Consider the following 25402-nt stretch of genomic DNA (forward strand, 5'->3'; position numbering starts at 1 on the left):
AAACCTGCCAAGCCTCTACCATACTTTCTGCGGGGTCAAGAGCCGGTATGTGCTCATGAAAAACCGCCGTGTTTGGCGTATCATCTGCGCCATCGTTGAACCAGCAGGAGGCCTTAGCCCGAGATGGCTATCAAGAACGCATTTTATGCCCAGTCTGGCGGGGTTACCGCCGTTATCAATGCCAGCGCCTGTGGCGTTATCCAGACCGCACGCAAGCACACGGATAAAATCGGCAAGGTGTATGCCGGCCGTAACGGCATTATCGGTGCCCTGAAAGAAGAGCTGATCGACACCAGCCTGGAGTCAGACGACGCCATAGCGGCGCTGCTTCACACGCCGGGCGGCGCCTTTGGCTCCTGCCGCTACAAGCTCAAAAACATATCCGAGAACCAGCGCGAATACGAGCGCCTGATCGAAGTCTTCCGCGCCCACGACATCGGCTACTTCTTTTACAACGGTGGCGGCGACTCTCAGGATACGGCATACAAGGTCTCACAGATTGGTGAAAAAATGGGTTATCCGATCACCTGCATCGGTGTGCCCAAGACGGTCGATAACGACCTGCCGTTTACCGACTGCTGCCCGGGGTTCGGTTCGGTGGCCAAATACATTGCCACCTCTACGCTCGAAGCCAGTCTGGACATCAAATCCATGTGTGAAACCTCCACCAAGGTATTCATTCTGGAGGTAATGGGCCGGCATGCGGGCTGGATTGCAGCCTCCGGAGGCCTGGCGGGCCAGGGCGAAGGCCAGCCGCCACACATCATCCTGTTCCCGGAAATTCCGTTCAATCGCGAGAAGTTTCTGGAGCGGGTCGACCAATGCGTGAAAGATTACGGTTATTGCGTGGTGGTCGCCTCTGAGGGAGCCCAGTACGAAGACGGCCGCTTTGTGGCAGATGCCGGTGCCAAGGATGCCTTTGGCCACACCCAACTGGGCGGTGTTGCTCCGGCCCTGGCCAACATGGTCAAACAGGCCCTGGGACACAAGTACCACTGGGCCGTTGCTGACTATCTGCAGCGGGCCGCCCGGCACATTGCCTCGGCCACCGATGTGGAGCAGGCCTATACCGTAGGTCAGGCGGCAGTGGAAATGGCGATAGCGGGCAAGCAGGCGCTGATGCCAACCATCGTTCGCGAGCAGGCCAAGCCCTACCGCTGGAGCATTGGTGAGGCTAACCTGAGCGAAGTGGCCAACCAGGAAAAGAAAATGCCGATCCACTACATTACAGATGATGGCTTTGGCATCACCCAGGACTGCCGGGACTACCTGCAGCCGTTGATCGAGGGCGAGAGCTTCCCGCCATTCGAGAATGGTCTGCCGCAGGTTGCGCACCTGAAAAACCAGCTGGTCGAGAAGAAGCTCAGGACAGAGTTCAAGCTCTGATCTGGTCGTCATGAAAAAGCCCGGTCACCTCACGGTGCCCGGGCTTTTTTGTACCTGAAAACGGGTAGCGATTAGCGTGCTGTTGCGGCCTCATGGTCGCGAACGTAGCCATAAAAGTCATCGAAACCGCCAACATATTCGGAACCGACAAGAATCTGGGGGACGGTATACACAGGGCGGCCGATCTGGTCGGCAATATCCTGCTTGCTCATTCCCCGCTGAATCATATCAACCCAGATATACGGGATGTTTCTGGATTCACACAGGTCCCTTGCCCGAACACAAAAACCACAGCTTGAACGGCCATAAATAGTGACCTGCTCCATAACAACCTCCTGAATCCGGGAGAACCCCAGGGTGAACTCAATGGCTTGATAACTGGCGTAAATGATGACATGAGAAGCAACAATTGAAAATTGATGCTTCTCATGGGTGTGATAGTAAGGAGCGATACTGCCCCTGTCAGGTCTTCAGTCGCCCCAGCTCCCGGTCCAGAACCTGCACCTGTCCGTCCAGGGCTTCGCCACTCTGGCGGACACGCTGCGCCAGCTCCCGAAGATCGTTGGCGGCATCGCCAATCTGGGTCAGGTTACGATTGATTTCCTCACTCACCGAACTCTGCTCTTCGGCGGCGGTGGCCACCTGGGTGACATGCTCGACAATGGTGCCAATTCGCTCAACCACCGTGGCCAGTGAATGGTCCGCTTCGCGGGTGCCGTCTACGGCGGTGGTTGCCCGCTCAACACCACCCTGGATGACCGTTACCGCGCCGTCTACATCGCCTTTGAGGCGTTCGATCATATCGCTGATTTCGTCGGTGGATTCCCGGGTTTTCGACGCCAGGGTTCGCACTTCGTCGGCCACCACCGCGAAGCCTCGGCCCTGTTCGCCGGCCCTTGCCGCCTCAATGGCCGCATTCAGCGCCAAAAGGTTAGTCTGTTCGGCAATGCCACGAATCACTTCCAGGATTCGGTTAATCTCTTCACTGCGCTGAGCCACATGCCCGATGGCCGAGCTGGCCTGTTCCATATCCCCCGCCAGCGCATCGACGCCCTTGAGCGCCGCGCCCAGGGTGTCCTGGGTAAACCGGATGCCATCCCTTGCGGCCCGGGCATTGTCGGCAGCTTCGCCGGCAAAGCCCGCCACTTCACCGGCGGCAGCAGACATCTCGTTCATGGCGGTGACGACGCTGTCGATGTCCTGATGCTGTCGCGACGTCTGATCGTCAGTATCACGGGCGATGGCGCCCACGTCTGCAGCCTGGCCTCGCACCTGGGCGTTGACCTCTTTCAGGTCATTGATCATTTCTCGCAGGCGAGCCAGGAAAGCGTTGAAGCCACCGGCCAGGTCGATCAACTCAGCATGGGTATCTATGTCGAGCTCCCGGGTAAGATCGCCTTCAGCGCTGGCCAGATTCCGCATCCGGTCTCGAATTTCATCCAATGGCCGGGTTACTGAACGCACCAGCAGAATCAACACAGCAATGGCAACCAGTACCACCACCACACCCACTATGGTCTGCCGCGTCGCCGTATCGGCCACTTCGGAAGACAACAGACCGGTGATTTCCTCAACACTGGCCAGGGCCACTGAACGCGGTAACTCAATCAAAAGCGACCATTCGGCGCCAGGTAACTGCACTTCCACCGGATAGGCCACGGCCAGAGTCTGACCATCATCAAAACGGCCGCCACGTTGGTGCAGACGGACAAATTCGCCGGCGAGATCCGGTACGGCTTCCTGTAATGGCCGGCCGAGATGGGACTGGTAATGGCTGGATGCCGCAAGCAGCCCCCCTTCGCTTACCAGTGAAACTCTGGACTTACCATCAAACAACGCCTGGCTGACACCGGCAATCGTGGCTTGCAGTGTCGACAGGTTAATATCCACACCGGACACACCAACAAACTCACCGTTGTTCAGAATCGGCACCACCAGACTGGTCATCAGCTCAGAGTAGCCCTCCTCGATTTCGTACTCGTAGGGCTCCATCAGGCAGGGTTTGAGGGAATCCCTGGAACACAGATACCACTCTGCCTCACGAATGCCGAATTCGTTCCGGTTGTCGAGATACTTGGTGGATGGGTCTTCGGTGCGGCTGAAGATCACATTGCCCTGTGGATCCCGGTAATAGTAGATCTCCAGGGTGCCGTCATCACTGCTGTGCTCCTCTACCCCATCGGTGAAGTAAATATCCATGCCATCGTATCCGTCAGGTTCAAACTGCGCATAGATGGAACTTAAATGCTGCTGTTCGGACAGAATGGTTCCGATGGTTTCCTGGAGGTCCCGGCGGCTGATGCGGCCAGAACTGTCCGACTCAATGTTGCGGGTGATCAGGCTGCGCACCACCTCAGGCGTCTGGTAAGCGGTTTCGAACAGGCCGGTCACCAGCTCACCATACTGCCCGGCCGTTGCGCTCAACTGGTCCATGACAATATTCTGCACGGTATCACGGGTTTCCCGGGACAACCGTTCTTCCATGGAGCCAAGTGACAACTGGGCAGTCACCACAATACTGACCCCCATCACCAGCAGCAGTGAGACAACCAGGCCGTAGAGTTTGAAGCGAAGCGACAGGTGTTTCATAAACGGCGAAACCTTTTTGAATGAACCTTTACTGACAATACTAGAGCATGGAGGCGCCCTTGGCGTATCTGACCCTGTTTCTGACCGCGTTCGCCGCGGCCACACTGCTGCCAGCCTATTCCGAATTATTGCTGGGCACGCTCGCCAACCAGGGCCTGCCGCTTTTCTGGCTGTGGTTCTGGGCCACACTGGGCAACACGCTGGGGTCAGTGGTTAATGGTCTTATCGGCAGGCAAGTGGATCGCTTTAAGCATAAACGATGGTTTCCGGTCAGCGAACTGCAACTGCACAAAGCCCGAAACCGGTTTAACCGCTACGGGCAATGGTCACTGTTGCTGGGCTGGCTGCCGATTGTTGGAGACCCGCTGACCCTGGTGGGAGGCATCATGCGCGTGCCCTGGCTGAATTTTGTGATTCTGGTGGGTATCGGAAAGGGCCTGCGCTACGCCTTTGTGATCTGGGTAGTGCTGGAGGCCACCGGCTTTGCCTCATCGGCACCCTCACCGTAAAGGTATTTGCACAAAAGGTCCTCACCATTGAACTCCGCGTGCATCACCGCAATGAAGGTGTACACTCCGATCAACTTGCGGTTGAGGAACACGAATTCCTTGGGGGGTACCCGAAAGTAACGACTGATCGCTGAACGGGCCGCGTTTTTGGCTACCCGCGAAGGCAGGTCGCTTTGTTTCCAGCGGTACTGGCCGCTGGCGTTCACGGCATAGTCCGGCCACTGGCTGCGGTCCCGGGCCAGGGGTTCCAGCACCGACATACATACCGAACCAAACTTCTCCAGCACGTCCTCTGGCCAGTCCCGGCTCATGAACCGGAGGGTAACGCCGCCCTCAATCACCTGCTCAAGATCCTGCTCGTAAGACGCACGAATCATCTGGATAACCGGATCAAGAAAGGCCGGCGAATAGCTTTGTACGGCACCAAAGTCCAGAAGTACGATGCGGTCATAGTCTTCGTCACCACCTTCCTCACCGGCAATCCGGATGCGGTAGTTCCCGAAGTTGGGGTCGGTCTGGATTTCGCCCCAGTCAAACAGCTCCCGGAAGAACAACTCCAGCGCCGCCTCGCCCAGGGCACTGCGGCGCTCCAGCGGCAGATCCCGTACCGCCGGGGAGCCTACGGAATGGCCGTGCTCGTAGGTGGAGGCGATGATATGGTCGGTCGAATACTCCTGTAATACTCTGGGCACAACAAACCTTGGGTCGGCGCCCAGCATGTTGCGGAATTTCTCGGTGGTTCTAGCCTCCAGGCGATAATCCACTTCCCGGTGCATCATCTGTCGGACTTCTTCGAGCCAGTCGTTGAATTCGGGGCCGAAGCTCACTAGTCGGGCCACCTTCAGCAGCTGCGCCACGGCATTCAGGTCACTGTCCACCGCATCGGCAACGCCGGGATATTGCACCTTGAGCACCAACTCCAGGCCGTCACTGCGGCGTACAGCACGATGCACCTGGCCAAGGGAAGCCGCACCAATTGGTTCCGGATCGACATCCAGCTCTGCCAGCCTTTCAGTGCCAATTTCAGCCTTCAATACCCGTTCAATCGCCGGCCACTCCAGCGATGTCGTCTGATCCTCCAGCGTATGCAGGGCTTCGGTCACCTCTTCTGGCAAAAAATGCTCGCCATAGAGCGCCATCACCTGGCCGATCTTTACCACACTGCCTTTCAGCCGGCCTAATTCGTCCACCAGAAAGCGCGCCTGGCTCGACAGCATCGCTCGATGGCGTTGCTCCCGTGTTTCCTTGTTGCTGAACCAGTTGGTGGCCATGTGTGATGCCATACGGGTGCCAGCAAACAGCCCGGCCTTGGTCAGGGAAAGCCTGCGCTCGAAGCTGCCGGTTTTAATGCGGGACACGGATTTTCCGGGGCGTCTGGAAGACATGGATAACCTGTATGTTCAGAAAATTTTGGCGTTTCGGCTTTGCCAGGAACAGTTTGCCCGGCGCCATTACTGCATTATACGGATCGCAAGCGGTGACAACCTAACCCCTATGCCGCAAATCCGACGTTTCCGCAGCCAATGTGGATAAATATTGTTCAACGTAAAGATATTCAGATCGATGGTTACGATTTAACACAATCTCAAGTCACGATGCGTTCTAGAATTGGCTCACAGGAACAAAGTGACTTTCGTCAATTACAATAAAAGCCAAGACATGAAGCCTTCAACAACCAGAACACCAGATTCTGAACTTTCCCAATTCCGGGTGAAAGGGGAGATCCCGGTGCCAGCCCTGATCAACGGGTTGACGGCGGCGGCACTGCCGTTGCTGCTGTTTTTTTCCTGGCGGTCAATGCAGCAGGGGGATTCGATCACGGCTCCCTTTTTAATTGGCTTCGCTGTGTTGCTGGCGATCAACAGCCTGATTTTTCTGTTCGTGGGCCATAAGACCTTTCATCGCCGGGTTTTTATTACCCTGATCACCGCGCTGTTCACCTATCTGGCGACGCAAGCGGTAGAAGACGGTTCAGCCATTATCTGGCTGTTTGCCTACCCACCGATTATTTTCTATATCAGTGAGGCCCGAGTCGGTATTTACGCCTGCCTGGGTGGCTGGCTGGCCGTCCTGGTGTTGTTCAGCCCGATTGGCGATGTGCTGTTTGCGACCCCCTACAGCGCCACCTTCCGCCTTGTCATGGTCATCGTTCTGGCGTTCGTCATGGTGACCTGTTACATCCTTGACCAGAGCCGCAGACGCAGCAAACTCGGTCTGATCAAGCTGGCAAAGGAGTTTGAATACGCAGCGAAACACGATGCCCTGACCGGTCTGGCCAACCGGCGCGAGGGCCTGGAGCAACTGGATAACGAATATCAACGCTATCTGCGCAGCGGTCGTGGTTTTTCAGTTCTGCTGATGGATATCGACCTGTTCAAGAGTGTGAACGACACCCACGGCCACCAGGCCGGTGACGAGATGATTGTTCTGGTGGCAAAAACGCTTGCGAACCAAAGCCGGAAGGTGGACACCATTGCCCGCTGGGGCGGCGAGGAGTTTCTGATTCTGCTGCCGGAGACGTCGTTAGCGGATGCCTATGCTTCCGCAGAGCGGATACGAAAGGCGGTCTCTGACCAGACCATTACCGTCGATGGCAAGGTTATACGGGCTACCATCAGTATTGGCGTGGCAACGATACAGGGATCAGAGTCGATTGACCGCCTGCTGCAGCGATCAGACGAGGCACTTTATCAAGCCAAGACTGAGGGGCGGAATCGCACCTGCCAGGCCAGCGTCGCTGCCTGAGCGTCATCGCCAGCCCTGGCGAAGCTCCACCTGCTGGCGGCCAAGACCACTGACCAGCTCTTGGACAAGCCTGTGCTCCAGGCTGTACACGCTGGCATCCGGTTCGAAGTCACTGACCTGACACATGGACATACCAGCGTATCCACAGGGATTAATGCGGCTGAACGGCTCCATGTCCATATTGACGTTCAGCGCCAGACCATGGAACGAGCAACCCCGGCGTACCCGCAACCCCAGGGAGGCGATCTTGGCACCGTTGACATAGACACCGGGCGCATCCTGCCTGGGTGCTGACTCTATACCCGACTGTGCCAGGGCCCGGACGATAGCCCGCTCAATATGGTCCACCAGTTCCCGAACACCCAGCTTGCAACGGGGCAGATCGATCATCAGGTAGATTACCAGTTGCCCCGGTCCGTGATAGGTCACCTGCCCGCCCCGGTCCACCTGAATCACCGGGATATCGCCCGGCAACAGAATATGCTCTGCCTTGCCCGCCTGGCCCTGGGTAAACACCCGAGGGTGCTCAAGGCACCACAGCTCATCCACGGTGGTTTCGTCCCGGTTGGCGGTGAAGGCCTTCATCGCTTCCCAGGCTTCCATGTAGGGCTGCTGGCCCAGGGAACGGACAATCAGATCAGCCATGGCGTCAGAGCACCATGTGCACGCGACCGCTCGCTTTCAGGTCTTCAAACAAGGCCTTGAGCTGCGCTTCGCCAGTGGCCACAATCTTGAGCTGCACCGAGGAAAATCGACCTTTGCTACTGTCCGTCACCGAAATATCGGTTTCGCTGATACCGGGAGCGTGCTGCTCCACCACTTCCACCACAAACTCTGTGAAATCCGGAGCGGAATTGCCGATCACCTTGATGACGTAGTCACAGGGAAACTCGATCTTCGGCGCTTTTGGCTCACTCATGCCAGATACTCCCCGATGGCCGGCTGGCTCTCGCCGACCACCTCAATTGAACAGTTGTACGAAAAACAGTTTGATAGCATCCCAAAGCCGTTTGAAAACGCCACCCTGCTGCACCTCGGTCAGTGCCAATGCCGGCTCATCCACCAACACCTCACCATCAAGCATAACCTGAATCCGGCCCAGCTCATCCCCAACCTTGATGGGTGCCTTGATGACAGAATCAAGGTCTACCGTTGATTCCAGCTTGTCCCGGGCACCACGGGGAATCGTTACAAACACATCCTCTGCCAGGCCCACAGAAATCTGATCGCTCTTGCCACCCCAGACCTTGGCATCCACCAGCTCCTGACCGGCACGGAACAGGCGCTCAGTCTCATAGTACCGGAAGCCGTAGTTAAGCATTTTCTGAACTTCCCGAGCCCGGACCTCAGCGCTGCTGGTTCCCATGACGGCGGCAATCAGCCGGGTGTTGTCCCGCTTGGCAGAGGCCACCAGGCAGTAGCCGGCCTCTTCAGTATGGCCGGTTTTCAGCCCGTCCACACTTTCATCCCGCCACAACAGACTGTTCCGGTTCGGTTGACGGATGTTGTTGTAGGTAAAGCTTTTCACCGCGTACAACGGGTAGTTCTCCGGGTAGTCCTCAATAATGGCCTTGGCCAGCAGAGCCAGGTCATAGGCAGTGGAATACTGATTGGGATGAGGCAACCCGGTGGCATTCTCAAAATTGGTATTGTTCATGCCCAGTTGGCGCGCCTGCTGATTCATGATGTCCACAAAGGCATCTTCACTGCCAGCCACAAACTCTGCCAGCGCAACGGAAGCGTCGTTGCCAGACTGAATAATCACCCCTTTCAGAAGGTCCTCCACAGACACCTGGGTACCTTCCCTGACAAAGGTTCGGGAGCCGCCGGTACGCCAGGCCTTGACGCTGATCGGCACCATATCGGTCATGGCAATCCGGCCTTCGTCCAGCTCGCGCTCAACAATATAGGCCGTCATCATCTTGGTCAGACTCGCCGGGGGCACTCGTTCATGGCTGTTGTGCTCCATGATGACCCGACCACTGAGGGGGTCCTTCAACACCCAGGAACTACCTGCGATCTGGGGCGGAGATGGAATCAAAGCCGATTGGGCAACCGCCTGCCCCACCAGCATAGTGGTCAGGGACAGGACAAAGACAAAGCTGCGAATTACTGAATTAAAAGCCATGGATAGGTTCATTCGTCGTAAGGTGTATTTTCTTCTGGGGTTTCAGGAATCAGTGACTGTCAGTCAGCACAATAGACTCACCAAAGCCACGGGATTCCAGTAAATTCTGTGCCTGACGGGCCTCGAACTCATCAATGAAAGGCCCTATCTGGGCGCGGTGAAACCGGCCAGAGCCAGTTGTCACTTCGCGCACCCGCATCGGGGTTTCGATGACATTACGCGCCCTGGCCAGCAGTGCCTCTGCCGGGTCGCGCTGGCTAAAGGACCCCAACTGAACAAAAAGCGCACTGTTCCCGCCCGCCGACGGGCCCGGCACCGGAGCAGCGGCGAAGGCAGGTGCCCCGGCACCGGGTTCGAATGGTTTGCCAGCCAGTGTCATGGAGCCGTCCTCCCGAACGGTGATGGCCGCCACTTCAACCCTCGCGGTGCCTCTCGATTTGTAACCAAGTTTCTTGGCCGCGGCGTACGACAGATCAATCAGTCGGTCATCGTGAAATGGCCCACGGTCGTTCACCCGAACAATCACCGACCGGCCGTTCTCGAGGTTGGTCACCCGCGCGTAACTGGGTATACGCAGTGACTTATGGGCGGCAGACATGGAATACATGTCGAATATCTCACCGTTGGAGGTTTTGTGACCGTGGAACTTCTCGCCGTACCAGCTGGCAACACCCCGGGCGACGTAGCCATCGTTACTGTCCATTACCCGGTAGGTTTTTCCCCACACTTTGTACTGCGCCATATTGCCGGCATTTCGAGGCTGTTCGTAGCGGGGCACCGCATCTTGCAGGCCGGATACGTCAAAGTTCCCGGAGGGAGCCCTATCCTGCTTTATGGAATAACGAGAGGAGTGATCTGGCCCTGAGGATGTCGACTTGGGTGCACTGGAACAACCCGCAAGGAGTACAATCGCCAGCAGCCCCAACCAAATTGTTCGTTGTTCCTTGCTCATTATGTTTGGCAACCCATGCATCTTCATCCGGCACCCAGCCTTAGTGACCTGCAATATTGTAACGGGTTCCCGGCAGGATTCACCATTACCGGCAAGCCATCATCGTACTACCCTTTACGCCGTGATCATCCGGCGATGGGTGTGGATCGACATCAGCACCCCGAAAGCAGCCATCAGCGTTACCCCAGACGTGCCCCCGTAGCTGACCAGTGGTAAAGGCACACCCACCACAGGCAGCAAACCGCTGACCATACCCACATTCACAAAAACATAGATAAAGAAGGTCATGGTCAAGGCACCTGCCAGCAAACGACAGAATGAATCCTGGGCGGTGACCGCAATGTACAGGCAACGCAGAATGATCAGGAAATACAATGTCATCAGCAGCAGCATGCCAATAAAACCGAATTCCTCGGCCAGTACTGCCACGATAAAATCGGTGTGGCTCTCGGGCAGGAACTCCAGGTGGGACTGGGTGCCCTGCAACCAACCCTTGCCATCCATGCCTCCGGAACCAATGGCGGTTTTGGACTGGATGATGTTCCAGCCAGCCCCCAAAGGATCACTTTGTGGGTCGAGTAAAGTCAGCACGCGTTGTTTCTGGTAGTCCCTCATGACAAAGAACCACATCATCGGCGCAGATATCGAGACCAGTGCAAAGAACGCCGAAATCAGCTTCCAGCTCATTCCGGCAAAGAACACCACAAATATCCCGGCCATACCCACCAGCAGCGAGGTACCAAGGTCCGGCTGCTGAACAATCAGGGCCATGGGCACTAACACCAGGATCAACCCGACGGCCACATGTCGCAGGCGCGGCGGCAAGAAATGCCGCGACAGATACCAGGCCGCCATCATGGGCACCACCAGTTTCATGAACTCCGAGGGCTGGAACCTCGGCAGACCGGGAATCGCCAGCCAGCGCTGGGCGCCCTTGGCACCCACACCCACCAGCAGGACAGCAACCAGCCCCACCATACCCACAGCATAAAGCCAGGGCGCCCAGCGCCGGAATACCGCCGGGTCCAGCTGCGCAAAGACAAACATCACCACCAGCGCCACGCCAAACCGGATACCCTGGGCCTTGACCACCTCGATGTTCCGGTCAGCCCCGCTGTAAAGCACAAAAAGCCCGGCCCCCATGAGCAGTAAAAGCAGCACAAGCAGCAATGGGTCCAGGTGAATGGCCGACCAGAAACCCCGCGAACGGCCAAGATTGTGATCGGCAGGGTTATTGAGCAAGCTCCCCAATGCCATCAGCGACTCCCCTCCTGGTTAACCTGACTGACCACCGATGACTGCTCCGTTGCAGGTAGCTCCTCAAGCCACGCATCAAACAGGGCTCGAGCAACTGGTGCCGCCGTGGAACTGCCGCCCCCGCCATTCTCAACGATGACAGCGACAGCAATCTTGGGGTTATGCGAGGGCGCAAAGCCAACAAACAGCGCATGGTCCCTCAGACGCTCTCGCACCTGCTCTTCGTCGTATTCTTCATCCTCTGCAAGACTGAACACCTGCGCGGTTCCGGTTTTTCCCGCCATCCGGTAACTGGCACCCTTCCCTGAGGAACGCGCCGTGCCTCGGGCACCATGCATCACCTCTTCCATGGTTTCCACCACGAACTCCCAATCGTCCGGATTCTTCAATATCAACGGCTCATGGGTTTCCGTCGGCAGAAACTCGTTTACTGAACGGTCACCGCGAATATCCTTCAGCAGTCTGGGCTCAACCCAAATACCACGATTGGCAATCAGGGTGGTTGCCGTTGCCAACTGCAGGGGCGTCGCCAGCATAAAACCCTGGCCGATACTCATGTTTACCGAATCGCCTGGGTACCAGGGTTCGTTCCGGGCCGCCCGCTTCCAGTCTGCCGTGGGCAGCAAGCCACTCAACGCCCCTGACACATCCAATGTGGCATCTTCGCCAAAGCCAAAGTGCGCCAGGTATTCCGCCATTACGCTCACGCCCATTTCAACGCCCACCTCGTAGAAGTAAACGTCGTTGGAACGTGCCATGGAATACTTGAGATCAACCCAACCGTCGCCAGACCTGTTCCAGTTCCGGAAACGTCGACCGCCTTCGCGCAACTGGAAGTATCCCGGATCCCATATTCGCCTTTCCCTGTTGGTTACGCCGCTGTCCAGCGCCGCAATCGCCATCATTGGCTTGATGGTGGAACCCGGCGGATACTGGCCGCGCAGCGCCCGGTTGAACAGGGGCTTGTCGATATCGGTACTGAGATTGCGGTAATCTTCGACACTGATACCGGTTACGAATTTGTTGGCGTCAAAGCCCGGCACACTGGCCAGCGCCAGGATGCCTCCAGTCTCGGGTTCAATGGCAACAATAGCACCACGACGCCCTTCGAGCAGTTGGTATGCCTTGCGTTGGAGCCGCAGATCAAGGTGCAGCTGAAGGTCTTCTCCGGGCACCGGGTTTACCCGCTCCAGCACCCGCAGAATCCGGCCCCGAGCATTGGTTTCGACATGCTGGTAGCCCACGGTGCCGTGCAAAACCTGTTCGTAGAATCGCTCGATACCGGATTTTCCGATGTAGTTGGTACCGGCGTAGTTCACCGGGTCAATTCGCTGAAGCTCTTCCCGATTGATCCTGCCCACGAAGCCCAGGGCATGAGCCGTCAGTTCACTGTGCGGGTAATATCGGACCAGTTCCGCCCGCACCTCCACGCCGGGAAATTCATGCCGGTGCACCGCCATGCGGGCAATTTCCTCTTCACCCAGATCGTAGCTCAGAGGCATTTCCTGAAATGGCCGGCGGGGTTCACGGAGCCGCCGTTTAAAGCGTTCGATATCTTCCTCGGCGATATCCAGAATCTCGGACAACCGGGCCAGGGTGGCCTCCATACCCGCCACGCGCTCTGGCACCAGGGTAAGACTGAATACCGGGCGATTCTCTGCCAGCAGCAGGTTGTTCCGGTCATAAACCAGGCCCCGCGGAGGCGGCACAGACTGGACCTGAACCCGGTTTTTGTCTGACAGTGTGGTATAGGTCTCGTGTTCAACAATCTGCAACTGGTACATCCGCGCCAGTAAGCCGATCATCATCAACACCACGAACACCAGCATGACCAGGGCACGGCGCTGGAACAGCCGGCGCTCGGCTGCAGTGTCTTTGAACTCTCCCCAGGCCATAGAAACTCCTAGGCCCGGTGGTACGGGTGGTTACGGGTGATAGACCAGGCGCGATAGAGTTGCTCGGCAAGAACAATGCGCACCAAGGGGTGAGGCAAGGTAAGCGGAGACAGGGACCACTGCTGATCAGCTCGCTGCCGACAGGCATCCGCTAGGCCATCGGGACCGCCCACCAGAAAACAGACATCCTGACCGTCTTGCTGCCAGCCCTCCAGTTGGCTGGCCAGTTTTTCCGTGGACCAGGGCCTGCCGCCGACTTCCAGGGCGATCACCCGGTCACGGGGGCCGACCGACGCCAGGATCGCATCACTCTCCCGCTGCATCAGCCGGGGAATATCCGGGTTCTTACCCCGGTGAGCCATGGCAATTTCGGTCAGTTCCAGGGGCAGCTCCGGAGGCATCCGGCGAGCATAATCGTTATACCCCGCACTGACCCAGTCGGGCATTTTCTGCCCCACACAGATCAGACGCAGTTTCATGGTTACTCGTGGCCCGCCGCACCCAGGTCGGGCGCGTCACGCCAGAAACGCTCAAGGTCGTAGAATTCGCGGGTCGCAGGCATCATCACATGCACCACAACGTCGCCAAGATCCACCAGAATCCAGTCGCTGCCACCATCACCTTCAACGTTATTTGCCCTTACACCCTGGTCTTTGGCTTCGGATACGACGGAGTCGGCCAGGGATTTTACGTGACGGCTGGAGGTGCCGGATGCAAGAACCATAAAATCAGTGACACTGGTACGATCACGGACATCAATCACACTGACGTCCTGTGCCTTGATATCTTCGAGTGCGGTTACGACCAGATCTTTCAGTTGTTCTGCCTGCATAATTACCCTGTTTTCCGGGCTCTGGTCAGGATGACCGCCCGATAAGTGATATTCAACCGCAATTGTACCATTAAAAGTTCCCGGCGGGGCACGCACCATACAGGCCGAGCGCCCGTATGCTCTGCCAGACAGGATCCGGGGTCAGGTAGCGGGGAGAGCGGCCATCTGCGATGCGTTGCCGGATACCCGTTGCGGAAATATCCAGCAGGGGCGGGTCAAGCTCCAGCACCATCCCACAAGGGGCTGACCTTAATGACTCAGCACCATCAGCCCGTCGTTCGCGCACCAGGCGAGCAGCCTCACTTCCAACAGGCAAATCCGCACCTGGTCGCTTCACAACCACAATATGCGCCAGATCCGGAATATCGGCCCATTCACGCCAACGATGAAAAGCGGCGAAGGCATCGGTGCCTACCACCATCACCAGAGGCTCATCCGGCCCCAGTTCCTGGCGCAACTGCAGCAGGGTGTCTGCGGTATAGGACGCGCCGGCCCGGCGCAGTTCGCGGTCGTCCACCCTCAACCCGGGCTCGTCTTTGATGGCGAGCCGGATCAACTCCAACCGCTGTTCGGGGCTGGCACCGGTACTTCCCCGATGCGGTGGAATGTGGCAAGGCACCAGATGCACCTGAGCCACCTTCAGGGCATCGGAAATTTCCAAAGCAAGGCGCAGGTGACCATGATGGATCGGGTCAAAGGTGCCGCCGTAGATCACATGCATGACATCATGCCCGGATATGGCCGTCGCCGAACACCACGTACTTCTGTGACGTCAACCCTTCCAGACCAACCGGTCCTCGGGCATGGAGTTTGTCGGTCGAGATACCGATTTCAGCGCCCAGGCCATACTCGAATCCGTCCGCGAAACGCGTTGAGGCATTTACCATCACCGAACTGGAGTCGACCTCAGTCAGGAACCGGCGGGCACGGGTGTAGTTTTCGGTAATGATACTCTCTGTGTGCTGGGAACTGTAGCGATTGATGTGGTCTATGGCAGCGTCCAGCCCGTCCACAACCCGCACCGCAAGTATTGGCGCAAGGTACTCCGCGTGCCAATCTTCTTCCGTGGCGGCTATCACGTCGGGCAGTACTGACCGGGTACGTTCACAGCCACGCAGCTCAACCCCCTTCCCCACAAACGCCTGGGCCAATAAGGGCAGCATGTCGTCGGCGATTTCTTCATCCACCAACAGGGTTTCCATGGTATTACAGGTTCCATAGCGGTGGGTCTTGGCATTGACAGCGACCTTCAGCGCCTTTTCCGGGTCCGCGTGGCTGTCAATGTAGACGTGGCAAACACCGTCCAGATGCTTGATGACCGGCACCCGTGCGTCACGGCTGATCCGCTCAATCAGCCCCTTGCCTCCCCGGGGGACAATGACGTCCACATACTGAGGCATGGTAATAAGCTCACCCACCGCGGCCCGATCCGTAGTCGCCACAACCTGTACCGCCGATTCGGGCAAACCAGCTTCTGCCAGCCCGGTCGCCAGGCAGGCGGCGATGGCCTGATTGGAATGAATGGCCTCGGAACCACCTCGCAGAATCGTGGCATTGCCGGACTTCAGGCACAGACTGGCCGCTTCAACCGTTACGTTTGGGCGCGATTCATAAATAATGCCAATGACACCCAGCGGCACCCGCATCTTGCCAACCTGAATACCCGATGGCCGATAGGTCATGTCGGTAATCTCGCCTACAGGATCCGGCAGGCCCGCCACCTGCTGCAGCCCTTCAATCATGGTATCAATCCGGGCCTCGGTAAGCTCAAGCCGGTCAAGCATGGCAGCATCCAGACCATTCGCCCGACCACTTTCGAGATCCTTCTGGTTAGCCTGAACCAGCTCGGTGCGGGCGGCACTCAACGCCCTGGCCGTCGCCAGCAGGGCCTGATTGCGAACGGCGGTGGTTGAACGGGCCACCTCCCTTGCAGCGGCCCGCGCCTGCTGACCGAGCTCTGCCATATAGGCTGCTACATCCATCGGATTACCTTTATATTTTGCATACTGATTACAGATCTGGAGCGTTACTTTACCTTTCCCGTTTCAAGTCCGCACCCCAAACGACTATTATAGCGCTGCACAGTTTCAAATGGATGCGCCAGCAAAGGACAGACAAGATGCCCCAGTCGGCTGAAAAATTCCTTCCGGGCCGGCTCTCAAGAGCCGGTTTTGTTGCCCTTGCGCTCATTAGCGCGGCCGGCATGATGCTGGGTGAATTTCTGCTTGCGGCCTGCGCTGCCGCAGCGGCGGGGATCAGCCTGGCGAGCAGCCCGCGTTTCACCAGCCAGCATGCCCGGCCCTGGAAGCTTGGCAAAACAGCCTGCTACTCAGCCCTGGCAATGCTGTTGCTTGTCGCGCTCTGGCGGGGGCCCTGGGCGCTCAGCCACTGGCTTTATGCTCTGCCACTGGTGACATTTGCCCTGGCGCCAACCTATATTGCCGCCCTGATCACCGCGCTACTGACCTTTGCGATACTGGTGTCTACCCAATGGGCCGTGACACTTCCTGACCGCCATCAGATGATCAGCGCCTTTGTTCTGACCACGCTCCTCTCCACACTGCTTATTTTTTTGCGTGAATACAAGGCCAGACAGCTGGCGCCTCTGAGGCGCACCGACGAGCTCACCCAGGCCGCCAGCCGGGAGTATCTGTCGGCCGACCTTCACAAGGAAATCCAGCGCAGCGAGCGCGAAGGTACCGACATGTCTGTGATGATGATCGGGCTGGACACTCACCTGAGCGATAATGAACCGGATGAAGACATCCGGGCCATCCTGCCCAGAATTGGACGTTATCTGCATTCGCAGCTTCGGGATTTTGACACCTACTACCGGGTGGCCGATCTGCAGTTTCTGGTTATTCTGCCCGGCATCAACACTTCGGGCGCTGCCGCCAGCGCCGAGAAAATCCGCAATGGCCTTTGCAAGCTGTTCGCGTCCCACGGTATGAAGCTGACTGTCAGCACCGGCGTCGCCGGCCTGAATATTGGTGACGACGCCGACAGCCTGCAACAGAGCGTTGCCAATGCGCTGCGCCGTGCCCAGCAGCAGGGTGGTAACCGCACCCAGGCCTACAGCAACTGGCGGCACCCGGACGCCAAAAGCCCCACCGAAATCGAGGGTGACGCGCGATGACAGAGACAAGGCTCAGAACCTGGACTCACAGCTTTGGTTACGGACTGGCAGCCCTGTTCATTTTCTCGCTGGCATTACAGAACCTGCGCTACGGCTTCTATGAGCTGTTCTATCTCGCCCTGGCGATGACCTGCCTGCTACTGGCCGGGCTAATCTACACCTTCGTGTGTCGGCGACAGCAGCTTTCAGCCCCTGGGCACCTACTGATTCTGGCCGGCCTCAACGCAGGTCTGGTGGCTGCCAACCTGGCCATGAACAGCCCGGGAGTTTCTCATTGGGCAATGCCGCTGCTAATTCTGAACCTGCTGATTCTGCCACTGCGCCAGGGGCTGGGCCTGTCGGCACTGCTCCTGCTACCGGTAATTGGCGCTGTGTGGTTCCGCAATCCCGCCGCCGATGCCCTGATGACCTCCGCAGGCCTGGTTCTGACACTCGCCGTCGCCGCCCTGTACATCTGGCACTACGATCACATCGCCCAATCGGCAGAGGACCTTGCCATTACCGATCCGGTCACCGGCGCACACAACTCGCGATTTCTTGACGAGACTCTGCAAAAGGAAATCAGCCGGGCCATTGCGACCGGCCACCCCCTGTCGGTGATCAACTTGAGCTTTGATTACACGGACGAAATCAGGGACCTGCATGGCAAAGCCGGGCTGCAGACTCTGTTTAAATCGGTCACGGAGCACCTTTTTGGTGTTATTCGGGCAGGCGACAGCCTGTATACCCTGAACGACTCCGAGTTTTTCCTGATCCTCCCCTTCACTCCGGAGGAAGGCGTGCGCGTAATCGCCGAGCGGATTCGAAGGACCATTGGCGAGCGGGAGTGGACCGGTATCGGCAGGCTGTCTGTCAGCCTGGGCTGCACCACTCGCGGCAACGGCGACACCAGTACCGTCTCCCTTCGTAACCGGGCCAACCAGGCTATGCATCAAGCGCGAAAACGAGGAATGGATTCCGCCTGGTTCAGCCCGGGAGAGTCTGTTGAAGCATGATTGAAACCTGGCTGGCTGAAGCGGCCGCCTGGGTAGCCGATAACCCCGGCTGGCTGATACTGGCGCTCTTTGCAACCGCGATGGTGGAGTCACTGGCAATTGCCGGCATTGTCGTGCCAGGCGTTGCCATGCTGTTTGGGTTCGCAGCCCTTGCGGGCAAATCCGGAATGTCGATGTCGGAAGCACTGCTCTGGGCTGGATTCGGAGCGGTGGTTGGAGACCAGCTGAGCTTTGCCATCGGCCGATATTTCAAAGACCGCCTGCATTCTGTCTGGCCTTTCACGCGCTACCCGGGACTGGTGACGCGGGGCGAGAACTTTTTTAACGCCCATGGCGGCAAAAGTGTGATCGCCGGCCGGTTTGTGGGCCCCATCCGACCGATCATTCCGCTGGTGGCTGGTGCCATGTTCATGCCCTGGCACCGGTTTCTGTTTTTTAACCTGGTTTCTGCCGTTGGCTGGGCGATGGTTTATGTTCTCCCGGGCTTCGCAGTAGGCAGCCACCTGGCCAGCGAAATCAAGCCTCCCCCCCATTTTTACCCCGTGATTGGCGTCAGCGCAGCGGTACTGGTAGTCCTGTATGTTGTGGTTCTGCAGTTCAGACTCGGCGTTGGCGAGGGTAGCAGGCTGTACCAGTGGCTCGAGTCAAAAATGGCGCGCTATGGCACAACCCACCGGTTCTGGCGCCTGTACACCAACGAACGGCCCACAAGCAAAGGCGAATTTCCGCTACCTTCCTTTGTCCTGGCAGCCGGCGCCCTGGCGCTGTTCCTCATCCTGACGCAACTGGTCACCTACAGCCGCCGAATTTACGAGTTGAACCAGTTGGTTCTCACATGGTTCGAGCTACTACGGCAACCACTGCTGGACCCGCCGGTGATTGCGGCAACCCTGCTGGGTGATCCGCCGGTACTGCTGAGTGCCGCCCTGCTGGCCATTGTCGTCCTGGCGCTGCGCGGTTATTACGCAGCCGCCGTCCACATCGCCGCAGCGGCGTTGCTTGCCCTGGTCAGTGTGGCACTGCTCAAGGCCGGGTTACCGGTGGACCGACCGGACCGGGTATTACAGCCACCATCGTCCGGGGCCTTTCCAAGCGGGCATACCACCGGCGCAACCGTGCTGGCGACCATGGCGGCGAGCTTCGTTGCCGGGGAAAACCGAATGCGCCAGCGCTGGCAAACCTACGTTTTGCTCTCGCTGCCGCTGGTGCCCATTGCGCTGAGCAGGCTGTATCTGGGCGTTCACTGGTTCACTGACGTGCTGGGCGGTCTTTTGCTGGGCCTGGCGATAACCGGTGCCGTGCGGGCCAGCTACAGCCGGTATGACCGGATTCCACTCTGGCCAGATGCCTTTACCTGGGGAGCCGTGTTTATCTGGATCATGTTTGCCATCGGTTATCTGGTCACTCAATGGGACGCTGCTGTGCTTGCCTACGGCACACTGGCACACTAGCCCTGTTCGAGGGCCTCCAGCAATTCCTGAAGCCGGTGCAGGCGTTCAAGCGGGTCCTGCAACTCAGCCAGCTGCTGCTTTTCATGCTTGTCCAGGGGCAGCAACTCCGTTAACCGCCAACCCACATCCCGAGCATCATCGTAGTCCACCTCCATGCCCAGGTCTCTCACCACCGGATGCTGGAACAAAGCCCGCAGAACCGATGGCAATTCATGATAACGCTCAGGCACCAGACTCTGCGCCTCATCCATCAGGCACTCAACGTCTCCCAGATTCAGGCCATCCTCCTGCTGCCAGCTCCTTATCACTGAGACCTTGGACTCACCCTCCACCGTAATACCCAATAAACCACTGTCGAGCTGCTGAAAATCGATGATCCGGACATAGGTCCCGATGTCATAGAACTCGGCCTGCCGAGCGGTTTCTCCCCCATCCCGAAGCAATACCACCACAAAACCGCGATCTTCCCTCATGCAACGGGACAACATGTCAATGTACCGTGGCTCGAACAGTTGAAGCGGGATGCGACCTTTCGGCAGCACAAGGGAATTCAATGGAAACAGGGGTACATTCATAAGGTTGTCGTTCACTGCAGGGCAGACTCCATCATCAGGCAGTAGTTATCGGATGGACAGGAGCCTTTGCACCTCGTCTACCCGCTCGCGGGCCTCACTCAACAACTGCAGGCTGCGGGAGGCGTTCAGATCCAGCTCCCCGAGCCGGCGCCATGCGGGAACCTGGTCAAAGGCCGGCAGCCCCGAATTCTGACTGGAGCCGATCATCGAATGCAACTGGGCGACAATCACCACATCCGCCAATTGTGGCGCGGATTCGCTGCATTCGTAATGCCAGTCTTCGGCATGGCGGGCGGCCTCGACAAACGCTTTTGGAAACTCCCAGTTCTCCAGAACCGCGCATCCCACGTCGGCCCGCAACTCAGCCATGGCATGATGGAGGTTCTTTTCGTCGGCAAACAGGTTTACATGATGCTCAGCCTGAACCAGCACCGGCACAATGCCAATGTCGTGCAGCAACCCTGCCAGCAGCGCTTCCTCCGGGTCTATCCGGGTGGCATGATCTGCCAGCACCCAGCTCAGCGCGGCCACTTCCCGGGAATGCCGCCACAGCCGCTCCATTTCTTTCTGCAATGAGGCCCGCCGGGTTTTGAACACCTCGCGCATGGCAAATACGGTCACTAGCTGGCGAGTGGTTCTCATACCCAGGCGGACGACAGCCTCGCGCACATTGCGGACATCACTGAACCCCCGATACAAAGGGCTATTGCAGGAGCGCACCAGCTTGGCAGCCATGGCCGGGTCAGCCGCCACCGCATTGGCAACATCAAGGGCGGTTGTATCCTCCCGATCCACTACCCGGCGCACTTTCCAGGCCACATCCGGCACGCTGGGCAACTTGAGCTGGTTGGAGCGGAGCTCGGCGTAGAATTCCATCAGCAAGTGATGCTCTTCACTTTCATCGGTGCCGCCATCACCTGAATCCATCTCTACCTGGGCGACCGGCGCCGACCTCAGCATCTGGTTCAGAATCTCCTGTTCAATCACCAGAAACTCGCAGGGCCTGACCGCGGTAACGTCGTACATCCTTGGCTGCAAACGGGCGATGGGGTTGAGTGCCTTCTCCGTTTCCGCCTCAATCACCGTTTTGCGGCCGTCAACAGACTCAAGCTCTACCTTGCCGGATATCAGGAAAAAATCCAGGCCGTCGCGAACGCCCCGCTCCATTACCCGCTGGCCGGGCCCATGAGTCCGGCGCTCAGCCCGGCTGGCAAGTAACACCAGCTGATCATCCGTGAGCCGCCCCAGCGGCTGAAAATCCTTTAGACGACGCAGCTGCAGGCTTTCCTGGCCACCCATAGACAGACTCCCTCATAATTCCGTTCGAAATATCCCGCTACTTGTTACGTATTGTAAACACGCACTGGCAAAACAGCCATGCGACCAGCGTTTAATCTGGTATCCTTTGCGCTCAAGTACAACCCGATAACCAGGGAGAGAGCAGCACACCATGCCCCAGTACCGTTCCCATACATCAACCGCTGGCCGTAATATGGCCGGTGCCCGGGCGCTGTGGCGCGCCACCGGCATGAAGAATGAAGACTTTGGCAAACCGATCATCGCCGTTGCCAACTCATTCACCCAGTTTGTACCCGGCCACGTTCACCTGAAGGATCTGGGCCAACTGGTCTGCCGTGAGATCGAAGCCGCCGGCGGTGTCGCCAAAGAGTTCAACACCATCGCCGTGGACGACGGTATCGCCATGGGTCACGATGGCATGCTTTACTCACTGCCCTCCCGGGAAATCATCGCCGATTCTGTCGAGTACATGGTCAACGCCCATTGCGCTGACGCGCTGGTGTGCATCTCCAACTGCGACAAGATCACCCCGGGCATGCTGATGGCGGCCATGCGCCTGAACATCCCGACTATCTTCGTCTCCGGAGGCCCCATGGAGGCCGGTAAAACCAAGCTGTCCGAGCACAAACTGGACCTGGTGGATGCCATGGTGATCGCGGCCGACCCGACTGCTACCGATGAAATGGTCGAAGAGTACGAGCGCAGTGCCTGCCCCACCTGTGGCTCCTGCTCCGGCATGTTTACTGCCAACTCCATGAACTGCCTGACCGAGGCAATCGGCCTGGCGCTGCCCGGTAACGGCTCCCTGCTGGCCACCCACGCCGACCGCGAGCAGCTGTTCCTGAAAGCCGGTCGTCAGATTGTGGAGAATGCCAAGCGCTATTACGAGCAAAACGACGCCAGCGTATTGCCCCGCAGCATTGCATCGTTCTCGGCATTCGAGAATGCGATGGTTATGGACATTGCCATGGGCGGTTCCACCAACACGATTCTGCACCTGCTGGCAGCGGCCCAGGAGGGGGGTGTTGAATTTACGCTGGCCGAAATTGACCAGCTGTCGCGAAAAGTACCCCAGCTGTGCAAAGTGGCCCCCAACTCCCCGAAATACCACATGGAAGATGTGCACCGGGCCGGCGGCATCATGGGCATCATGGGCGAACTGGAGCGTGGCGGGCTGATCAACGCTGATTTGCCAACGGTCCACAGCAAAACCATGAGAGATGCCCTTGAGGTGTGGGACATCATGCGCTCGCCCACCGCCGAAGTAGTAGAGTTCTACAAGGCTGGCCCCGCAGGTATTCCCACCCAGACCGCCTTCAGCCAGAGTACCCGCTGGCCAAGCCTGGACGGGGATCGCGAGAACGGCTGCATCCGTTCCGTCGAGAACGCCTACTCGTCTGAGGGCGGACTGGCTGTGCTGTATGGCAACATTGCCCAGGATGGCTGTGTGGTGAAAACCGCCGGCGTGGATGAGAGCATTTACGTATTCGAAGGAAAAGCCAGGGTTTTTGAAAGCCAGGATGCGGCGGTTGCCGGCATTCTGAGCGATGAAGTGAAACCCGGCGAAGTCGTCATTATCCGTTACGAAGGCCCCCGTGGCGGACCCGGCATGCAGGAAATGCTGTACCCCACCAGTTACCTGAAATCCAAGGGGCTAGGCAAGGAATGCGCCCTGCTGACCGATGGCCGTTTCTCAGGAGGCACATCCGGGTTGTCCATCGGGCACGCCTCACCAGAAGCCGCTGCCGGCGGTGCCATCGGTCTGATCGAGAATGGTGATACCATCCTGATCAACATCCCCGAGCGCACCATTAATCTCCAGGTCAGCAACGAAGAACTGGACAAACGCCGCACAGACCGTGACGCCAGAGGCTGGAAGCCCGAGCTAGCCAGAGACCGCAAAGTATCTGCGGCGCTCAAAGCCTACGCGCTGCTGGCAACCAGTGCCGACAAAGGTGCTGTGCGGGATCTGTCCAAACTGGATTGAGCAAACTCGCTCCAATAAAAAAGCCCGCCTGACTAATATCTGGCGGGCTTTTTTGTTACGGCAAACCGATCACCAGAGCGACCAGCCGCTTTTCTCTTCTTCCTCTTCGGGCTCCGGTTCAGCCGCGGCGGGCACACTCTCGTCTGCCGAAGGCGCAGCGCCGGCCTGGCCTGTCGCGCTGGCCACAGACTGCACACCGCTCATACCCAAGGCACGCTTGGTAGCCTCATCCAGGGATCCGGTTACCTCAAGCCCCTGATCCCGCTGAAACTTTTCCAGCTCAGCACGGGTATGACTGCCCAGCTCCGGAGTAACATTCTCGATGTCGTAGCCGGCGCCGTACAAGGCATGCTTGAGGGCGACTATGTCGTTGGCATAGGCTGGGGAAGTCAACCCCAGAAGTGCGAGGATTCCGGCGGACAGGGCCGCCATTCGTACACGATGACTGAAAGGGTTCGTCATTGACACCTGATCTGCTCCTGATACCTCAGGGATATCGGTCTATTTATTATTATGTGGCGCCCATCTCCACAAGCCCGGGCGACACACAGACCTTAACACAGATCAGTCATCCTCTGCCGAACCTGTCGCACGGTTCGGCACATTCTCAGTGCTTTCATTGCCAAACTCACGGATGAAGATACCCCAGAACGCCATGAACAATGCCGCCACCAGCGGGCCCATCACAAACCCGTTAATGCCGAACATGACAAGGCCACCCAGAGTCGACAGCAAAACCAGATAATCCGGCATCTTGGTGTCTCGTCCCACCAGGATTGGCCGTAACAGGTTATCGGCCAGGCCGATCACTACCATCCCGTAGACTGCCAGGATAACCGCCGGCACCACGTCACCGATGGCCGCCAGGTAAACCGCAGCCGGAATCCACACAATGGCAGCACCGACGGCCGGCAGCAGGGAGAAAATGGCCATCACCACCCCCCACAGGAGCGCGCCGGAGATCCCCAGAATCCAGAAAATCACACCACCCAGGGCACCCTGGATGATGGCGATCAGCAAATTGCCTTTGACCGTTGCCCGGGTAACCTCCGCAAACTTGGCAAACAGCAGGCGTTCCCGCTCGTCGCCCAGTGGCAATGCCTTGATCAGCAGTTCCACCAGTTGCTGACCATCCCGAATCAGGAAAAATGCCAGATAGACCATAAGCGCCAGGCCAAGGAAAAACTGGAAGGTATTCTGGCCAATACCCAGGGCCTGTTTGGCGAGAAACTGGCTTCCGCCGACAAACACGCTCACCGCGCGATCCCTTAATTCGCCGAAACTGATGTCAAACTGCGCCAGAAATGCCTGAATTGCCGGGAACGACTGGTTAACCTGATCAATGTACTCACCAGGGCGAATCTCTCCGCTCTGGATCTTCTGATAAATTCCCATGCCTTCGGTAATCAGGGCCGCCCCCAGACCCAGAACCGGAATCACTACTATGATGATGCAGACCAGCAGGGTGACGATGGCATTGATGTTAGGCCTGTCGCCCATCCGGCGGGTCAGCCACTGTTTTACCGGGTAAAAAATCAGTGCAATGGCGATGGCCCAGAATATCGGCCCGAAAAATGGCTTCATCAACAACGCGAAGGCAATGGAAACGCCCACCAGCATCGCCAGAAAAGTCCGTGTCTCAAGTTTTGCGTACATAATCCCTATA

General features: G+C 58.0%; 24 protein-coding genes. 7 read left to right on the forward strand and 17 right to left on the reverse strand.

What is annotated here, in order from left to right; genetic code table 11:
* The first annotated feature begins 123 nt into the window (after window positions 1–123).
* On the forward strand, window positions 124–1386 hold the full coding sequence (locus tag ABIE59_RS03955; protein ID WP_354444436.1) for a 6-phosphofructokinase: 1263 nt from the start codon (window positions 124–126) through the stop codon (window positions 1384–1386).
* A gap of 71 nt (window positions 1387–1457) precedes the next feature.
* Here the strand turns inward: ABIE59_RS03955 and ABIE59_RS03960 are convergent, their stop codons facing one another.
* Window positions 1458–1712: a GrxA family glutaredoxin gene (locus ABIE59_RS03960; RefSeq protein WP_354444438.1), complete on the reverse strand. Its 255-nt coding sequence runs from the start codon at window positions 1710–1712 to the stop codon at window positions 1458–1460.
* A 136-nt stretch (window positions 1713–1848) separates the two neighbouring features.
* Entirely contained in the window at window positions 1849–3975 is a 2127-nt protein-coding gene (locus ABIE59_RS03965; protein WP_354444440.1) for a methyl-accepting chemotaxis protein, read from the reverse strand.
* Between the two features lie 59 nt (window positions 3976–4034).
* Here ABIE59_RS03965 and ABIE59_RS03970 point away from each other — a divergent pair, with 59 nt between their 5' ends.
* Complete coding sequence (locus ABIE59_RS03970; RefSeq protein ID WP_354444442.1) at window positions 4035–4484, forward strand: YqaA family protein; 450 nt, start codon at window positions 4035–4037, stop codon at window positions 4482–4484.
* Here the strand turns inward: ABIE59_RS03970 and ABIE59_RS03975 are convergent.
* On the reverse strand, window positions 4418–5869 hold the full coding sequence (locus ABIE59_RS03975) for an ABC1 kinase family protein (protein ID WP_354444444.1): 1452 nt from the start codon (window positions 5867–5869) through the stop codon (window positions 4418–4420). The genes ABIE59_RS03970 and ABIE59_RS03975 overlap by 67 nt on opposite strands.
* A 343-nt stretch (window positions 5870–6212) precedes the next feature.
* Between ABIE59_RS03975 and ABIE59_RS03980 the strand changes: the two genes are divergently transcribed.
* Window positions 6213–7229 carry a GGDEF domain-containing protein gene (locus tag ABIE59_RS03980; RefSeq protein WP_354444446.1) on the forward strand — a complete coding sequence of 339 codons (1017 nt, stop codon included), beginning with the start codon at window positions 6213–6215 and terminating at the stop codon, window positions 7227–7229.
* A gap of 3 nt (window positions 7230–7232) precedes the next feature.
* Here ABIE59_RS03980 and lipB read toward each other — a convergent pair whose 3' ends face one another.
* From lipB to ABIE59_RS04030, 10 genes are all read right to left on the reverse strand, one after another.
* Window positions 7233–7874 carry a lipoyl(octanoyl) transferase LipB gene (lipB, locus tag ABIE59_RS03985; protein ID WP_354444448.1) on the reverse strand — a complete coding sequence of 214 codons (642 nt, stop codon included), beginning with the start codon at window positions 7872–7874 and terminating at the stop codon, window positions 7233–7235.
* Between the two features lie 4 nt (window positions 7875–7878).
* On the reverse strand, window positions 7879–8148 hold the full coding sequence (locus ABIE59_RS03990) for an HP0495 family protein (protein WP_058090966.1): 270 nt from the start codon (window positions 8146–8148) through the stop codon (window positions 7879–7881).
* A 42-nt stretch (window positions 8149–8190) separates the two neighbouring features.
* Complete coding sequence (locus ABIE59_RS03995; RefSeq protein ID WP_354444450.1) at window positions 8191–9357, reverse strand: D-alanyl-D-alanine carboxypeptidase family protein; 1167 nt, start codon at window positions 9355–9357, stop codon at window positions 8191–8193.
* A 49-nt stretch (window positions 9358–9406) separates the two neighbouring features.
* A complete protein-coding gene (locus ABIE59_RS04000) occupies window positions 9407–10309 on the reverse strand; it encodes a septal ring lytic transglycosylase RlpA family protein (RefSeq protein ID WP_354444452.1) in 903 nt (300 codons plus the stop codon).
* Window positions 10310–10423: 114 nt separating this feature from the next.
* Complete coding sequence (gene rodA / locus ABIE59_RS04005; RefSeq protein ID WP_354444454.1) at window positions 10424–11566, reverse strand: rod shape-determining protein RodA; 1143 nt, start codon at window positions 11564–11566, stop codon at window positions 10424–10426.
* A complete protein-coding gene (gene mrdA / locus ABIE59_RS04010) occupies window positions 11566–13461 on the reverse strand; it encodes a penicillin-binding protein 2 (RefSeq protein WP_354444456.1) in 1896 nt (631 codons plus the stop codon). The genes rodA and mrdA overlap by 1 nt, the downstream gene beginning before the upstream one ends.
* Window positions 13462–13469: 8 nt before the next feature.
* Window positions 13470–13940: a 23S rRNA (pseudouridine(1915)-N(3))-methyltransferase RlmH gene (gene rlmH / locus ABIE59_RS04015; RefSeq protein WP_354444458.1), complete on the reverse strand. Its 471-nt coding sequence runs from the start codon at window positions 13938–13940 to the stop codon at window positions 13470–13472.
* A 2-nt stretch (window positions 13941–13942) separates the two neighbouring features.
* Window positions 13943–14293, reverse strand: coding sequence for a ribosome silencing factor (gene rsfS / locus ABIE59_RS04020; protein WP_354444460.1), 351 nt, complete (start codon window positions 14291–14293; stop codon window positions 13943–13945).
* Between the two features lie 70 nt (window positions 14294–14363).
* The gene (nadD, locus tag ABIE59_RS04025) at window positions 14364–15014 is read right to left on the reverse strand and encodes a nicotinate-nucleotide adenylyltransferase (protein ID WP_354444462.1); all 651 of its coding nucleotides are present in this window, start codon (window positions 15012–15014) and stop codon (window positions 14364–14366) included.
* Between the two features lie 4 nt (window positions 15015–15018).
* Complete coding sequence (locus ABIE59_RS04030) at window positions 15019–16275, reverse strand: glutamate-5-semialdehyde dehydrogenase (RefSeq protein ID WP_354444464.1); 1257 nt, start codon at window positions 16273–16275, stop codon at window positions 15019–15021.
* 137 nt (window positions 16276–16412) lie between these two features.
* Here ABIE59_RS04030 and ABIE59_RS04035 point away from each other — a divergent pair, with 137 nt between their 5' ends.
* From ABIE59_RS04035 to ABIE59_RS04045, 3 genes are read left to right on the forward strand one after another with little or no spacing between them, the layout of a single operon-like run.
* Window positions 16413–17429, forward strand: coding sequence for a GGDEF domain-containing protein (locus tag ABIE59_RS04035; protein ID WP_354444466.1), 1017 nt, complete (start codon window positions 16413–16415; stop codon window positions 17427–17429).
* Entirely contained in the window at window positions 17426–18424 is a 999-nt protein-coding gene (locus ABIE59_RS04040) for a GGDEF domain-containing protein (protein WP_354444468.1), read from the forward strand. The genes ABIE59_RS04035 and ABIE59_RS04040 overlap by 4 nt, the downstream gene beginning before the upstream one ends.
* Window positions 18421–19875, forward strand: coding sequence for a phosphatase PAP2 family protein (locus tag ABIE59_RS04045; protein WP_354444470.1), 1455 nt, complete (start codon window positions 18421–18423; stop codon window positions 19873–19875). Before ABIE59_RS04040 ends, ABIE59_RS04045 begins: the two co-directional genes overlap by 4 nt.
* Here ABIE59_RS04045 and ABIE59_RS04050 read toward each other — a convergent pair.
* Entirely contained in the window at window positions 19872–20450 is a 579-nt protein-coding gene (locus ABIE59_RS04050) for an LON peptidase substrate-binding domain-containing protein (protein ID WP_354444580.1), read from the reverse strand. The two genes, ABIE59_RS04045 and ABIE59_RS04050, sit on opposite strands and share 4 nt — an antisense overlap.
* Window positions 20451–20495: 45 nt before the next feature.
* A complete protein-coding gene (locus tag ABIE59_RS04055; RefSeq protein WP_354444472.1) occupies window positions 20496–21749 on the reverse strand; it encodes an HDOD domain-containing protein in 1254 nt (417 codons plus the stop codon).
* A gap of 151 nt (window positions 21750–21900) precedes the next feature.
* On the opposite strand from ABIE59_RS04055, the gene ilvD reads away from it, so the two are divergent.
* Window positions 21901–23736 carry a dihydroxy-acid dehydratase gene (gene ilvD / locus ABIE59_RS04060; RefSeq protein ID WP_354444474.1) on the forward strand — a complete coding sequence of 612 codons (1836 nt, stop codon included), beginning with the start codon at window positions 21901–21903 and terminating at the stop codon, window positions 23734–23736.
* A 69-nt stretch (window positions 23737–23805) separates the two neighbouring features.
* Here the strand turns inward: ilvD and ABIE59_RS04065 are convergent, their stop codons facing one another.
* Both ABIE59_RS04065 and ABIE59_RS04070 read right to left on the reverse strand, forming a co-directional pair.
* The gene (locus ABIE59_RS04065; RefSeq protein ID WP_354444582.1) at window positions 23806–24198 is read right to left on the reverse strand and encodes a peptidoglycan-binding domain-containing protein; all 393 of its coding nucleotides are present in this window, start codon (window positions 24196–24198) and stop codon (window positions 23806–23808) included.
* Between the two features lie 102 nt (window positions 24199–24300).
* Window positions 24301–25392, reverse strand: coding sequence for an AI-2E family transporter (locus ABIE59_RS04070; protein WP_354444476.1), 1092 nt, complete (start codon window positions 25390–25392; stop codon window positions 24301–24303).
* Between the last annotated feature and the right edge of the window lie 10 nt (window positions 25393–25402).

The sequence above is a fragment of the Marinobacter sp. MBR-99 genome (assembly GCF_040547575.1).
Classification (GTDB): domain Bacteria; phylum Pseudomonadota; class Gammaproteobacteria; order Pseudomonadales; family Oleiphilaceae; genus Marinobacter.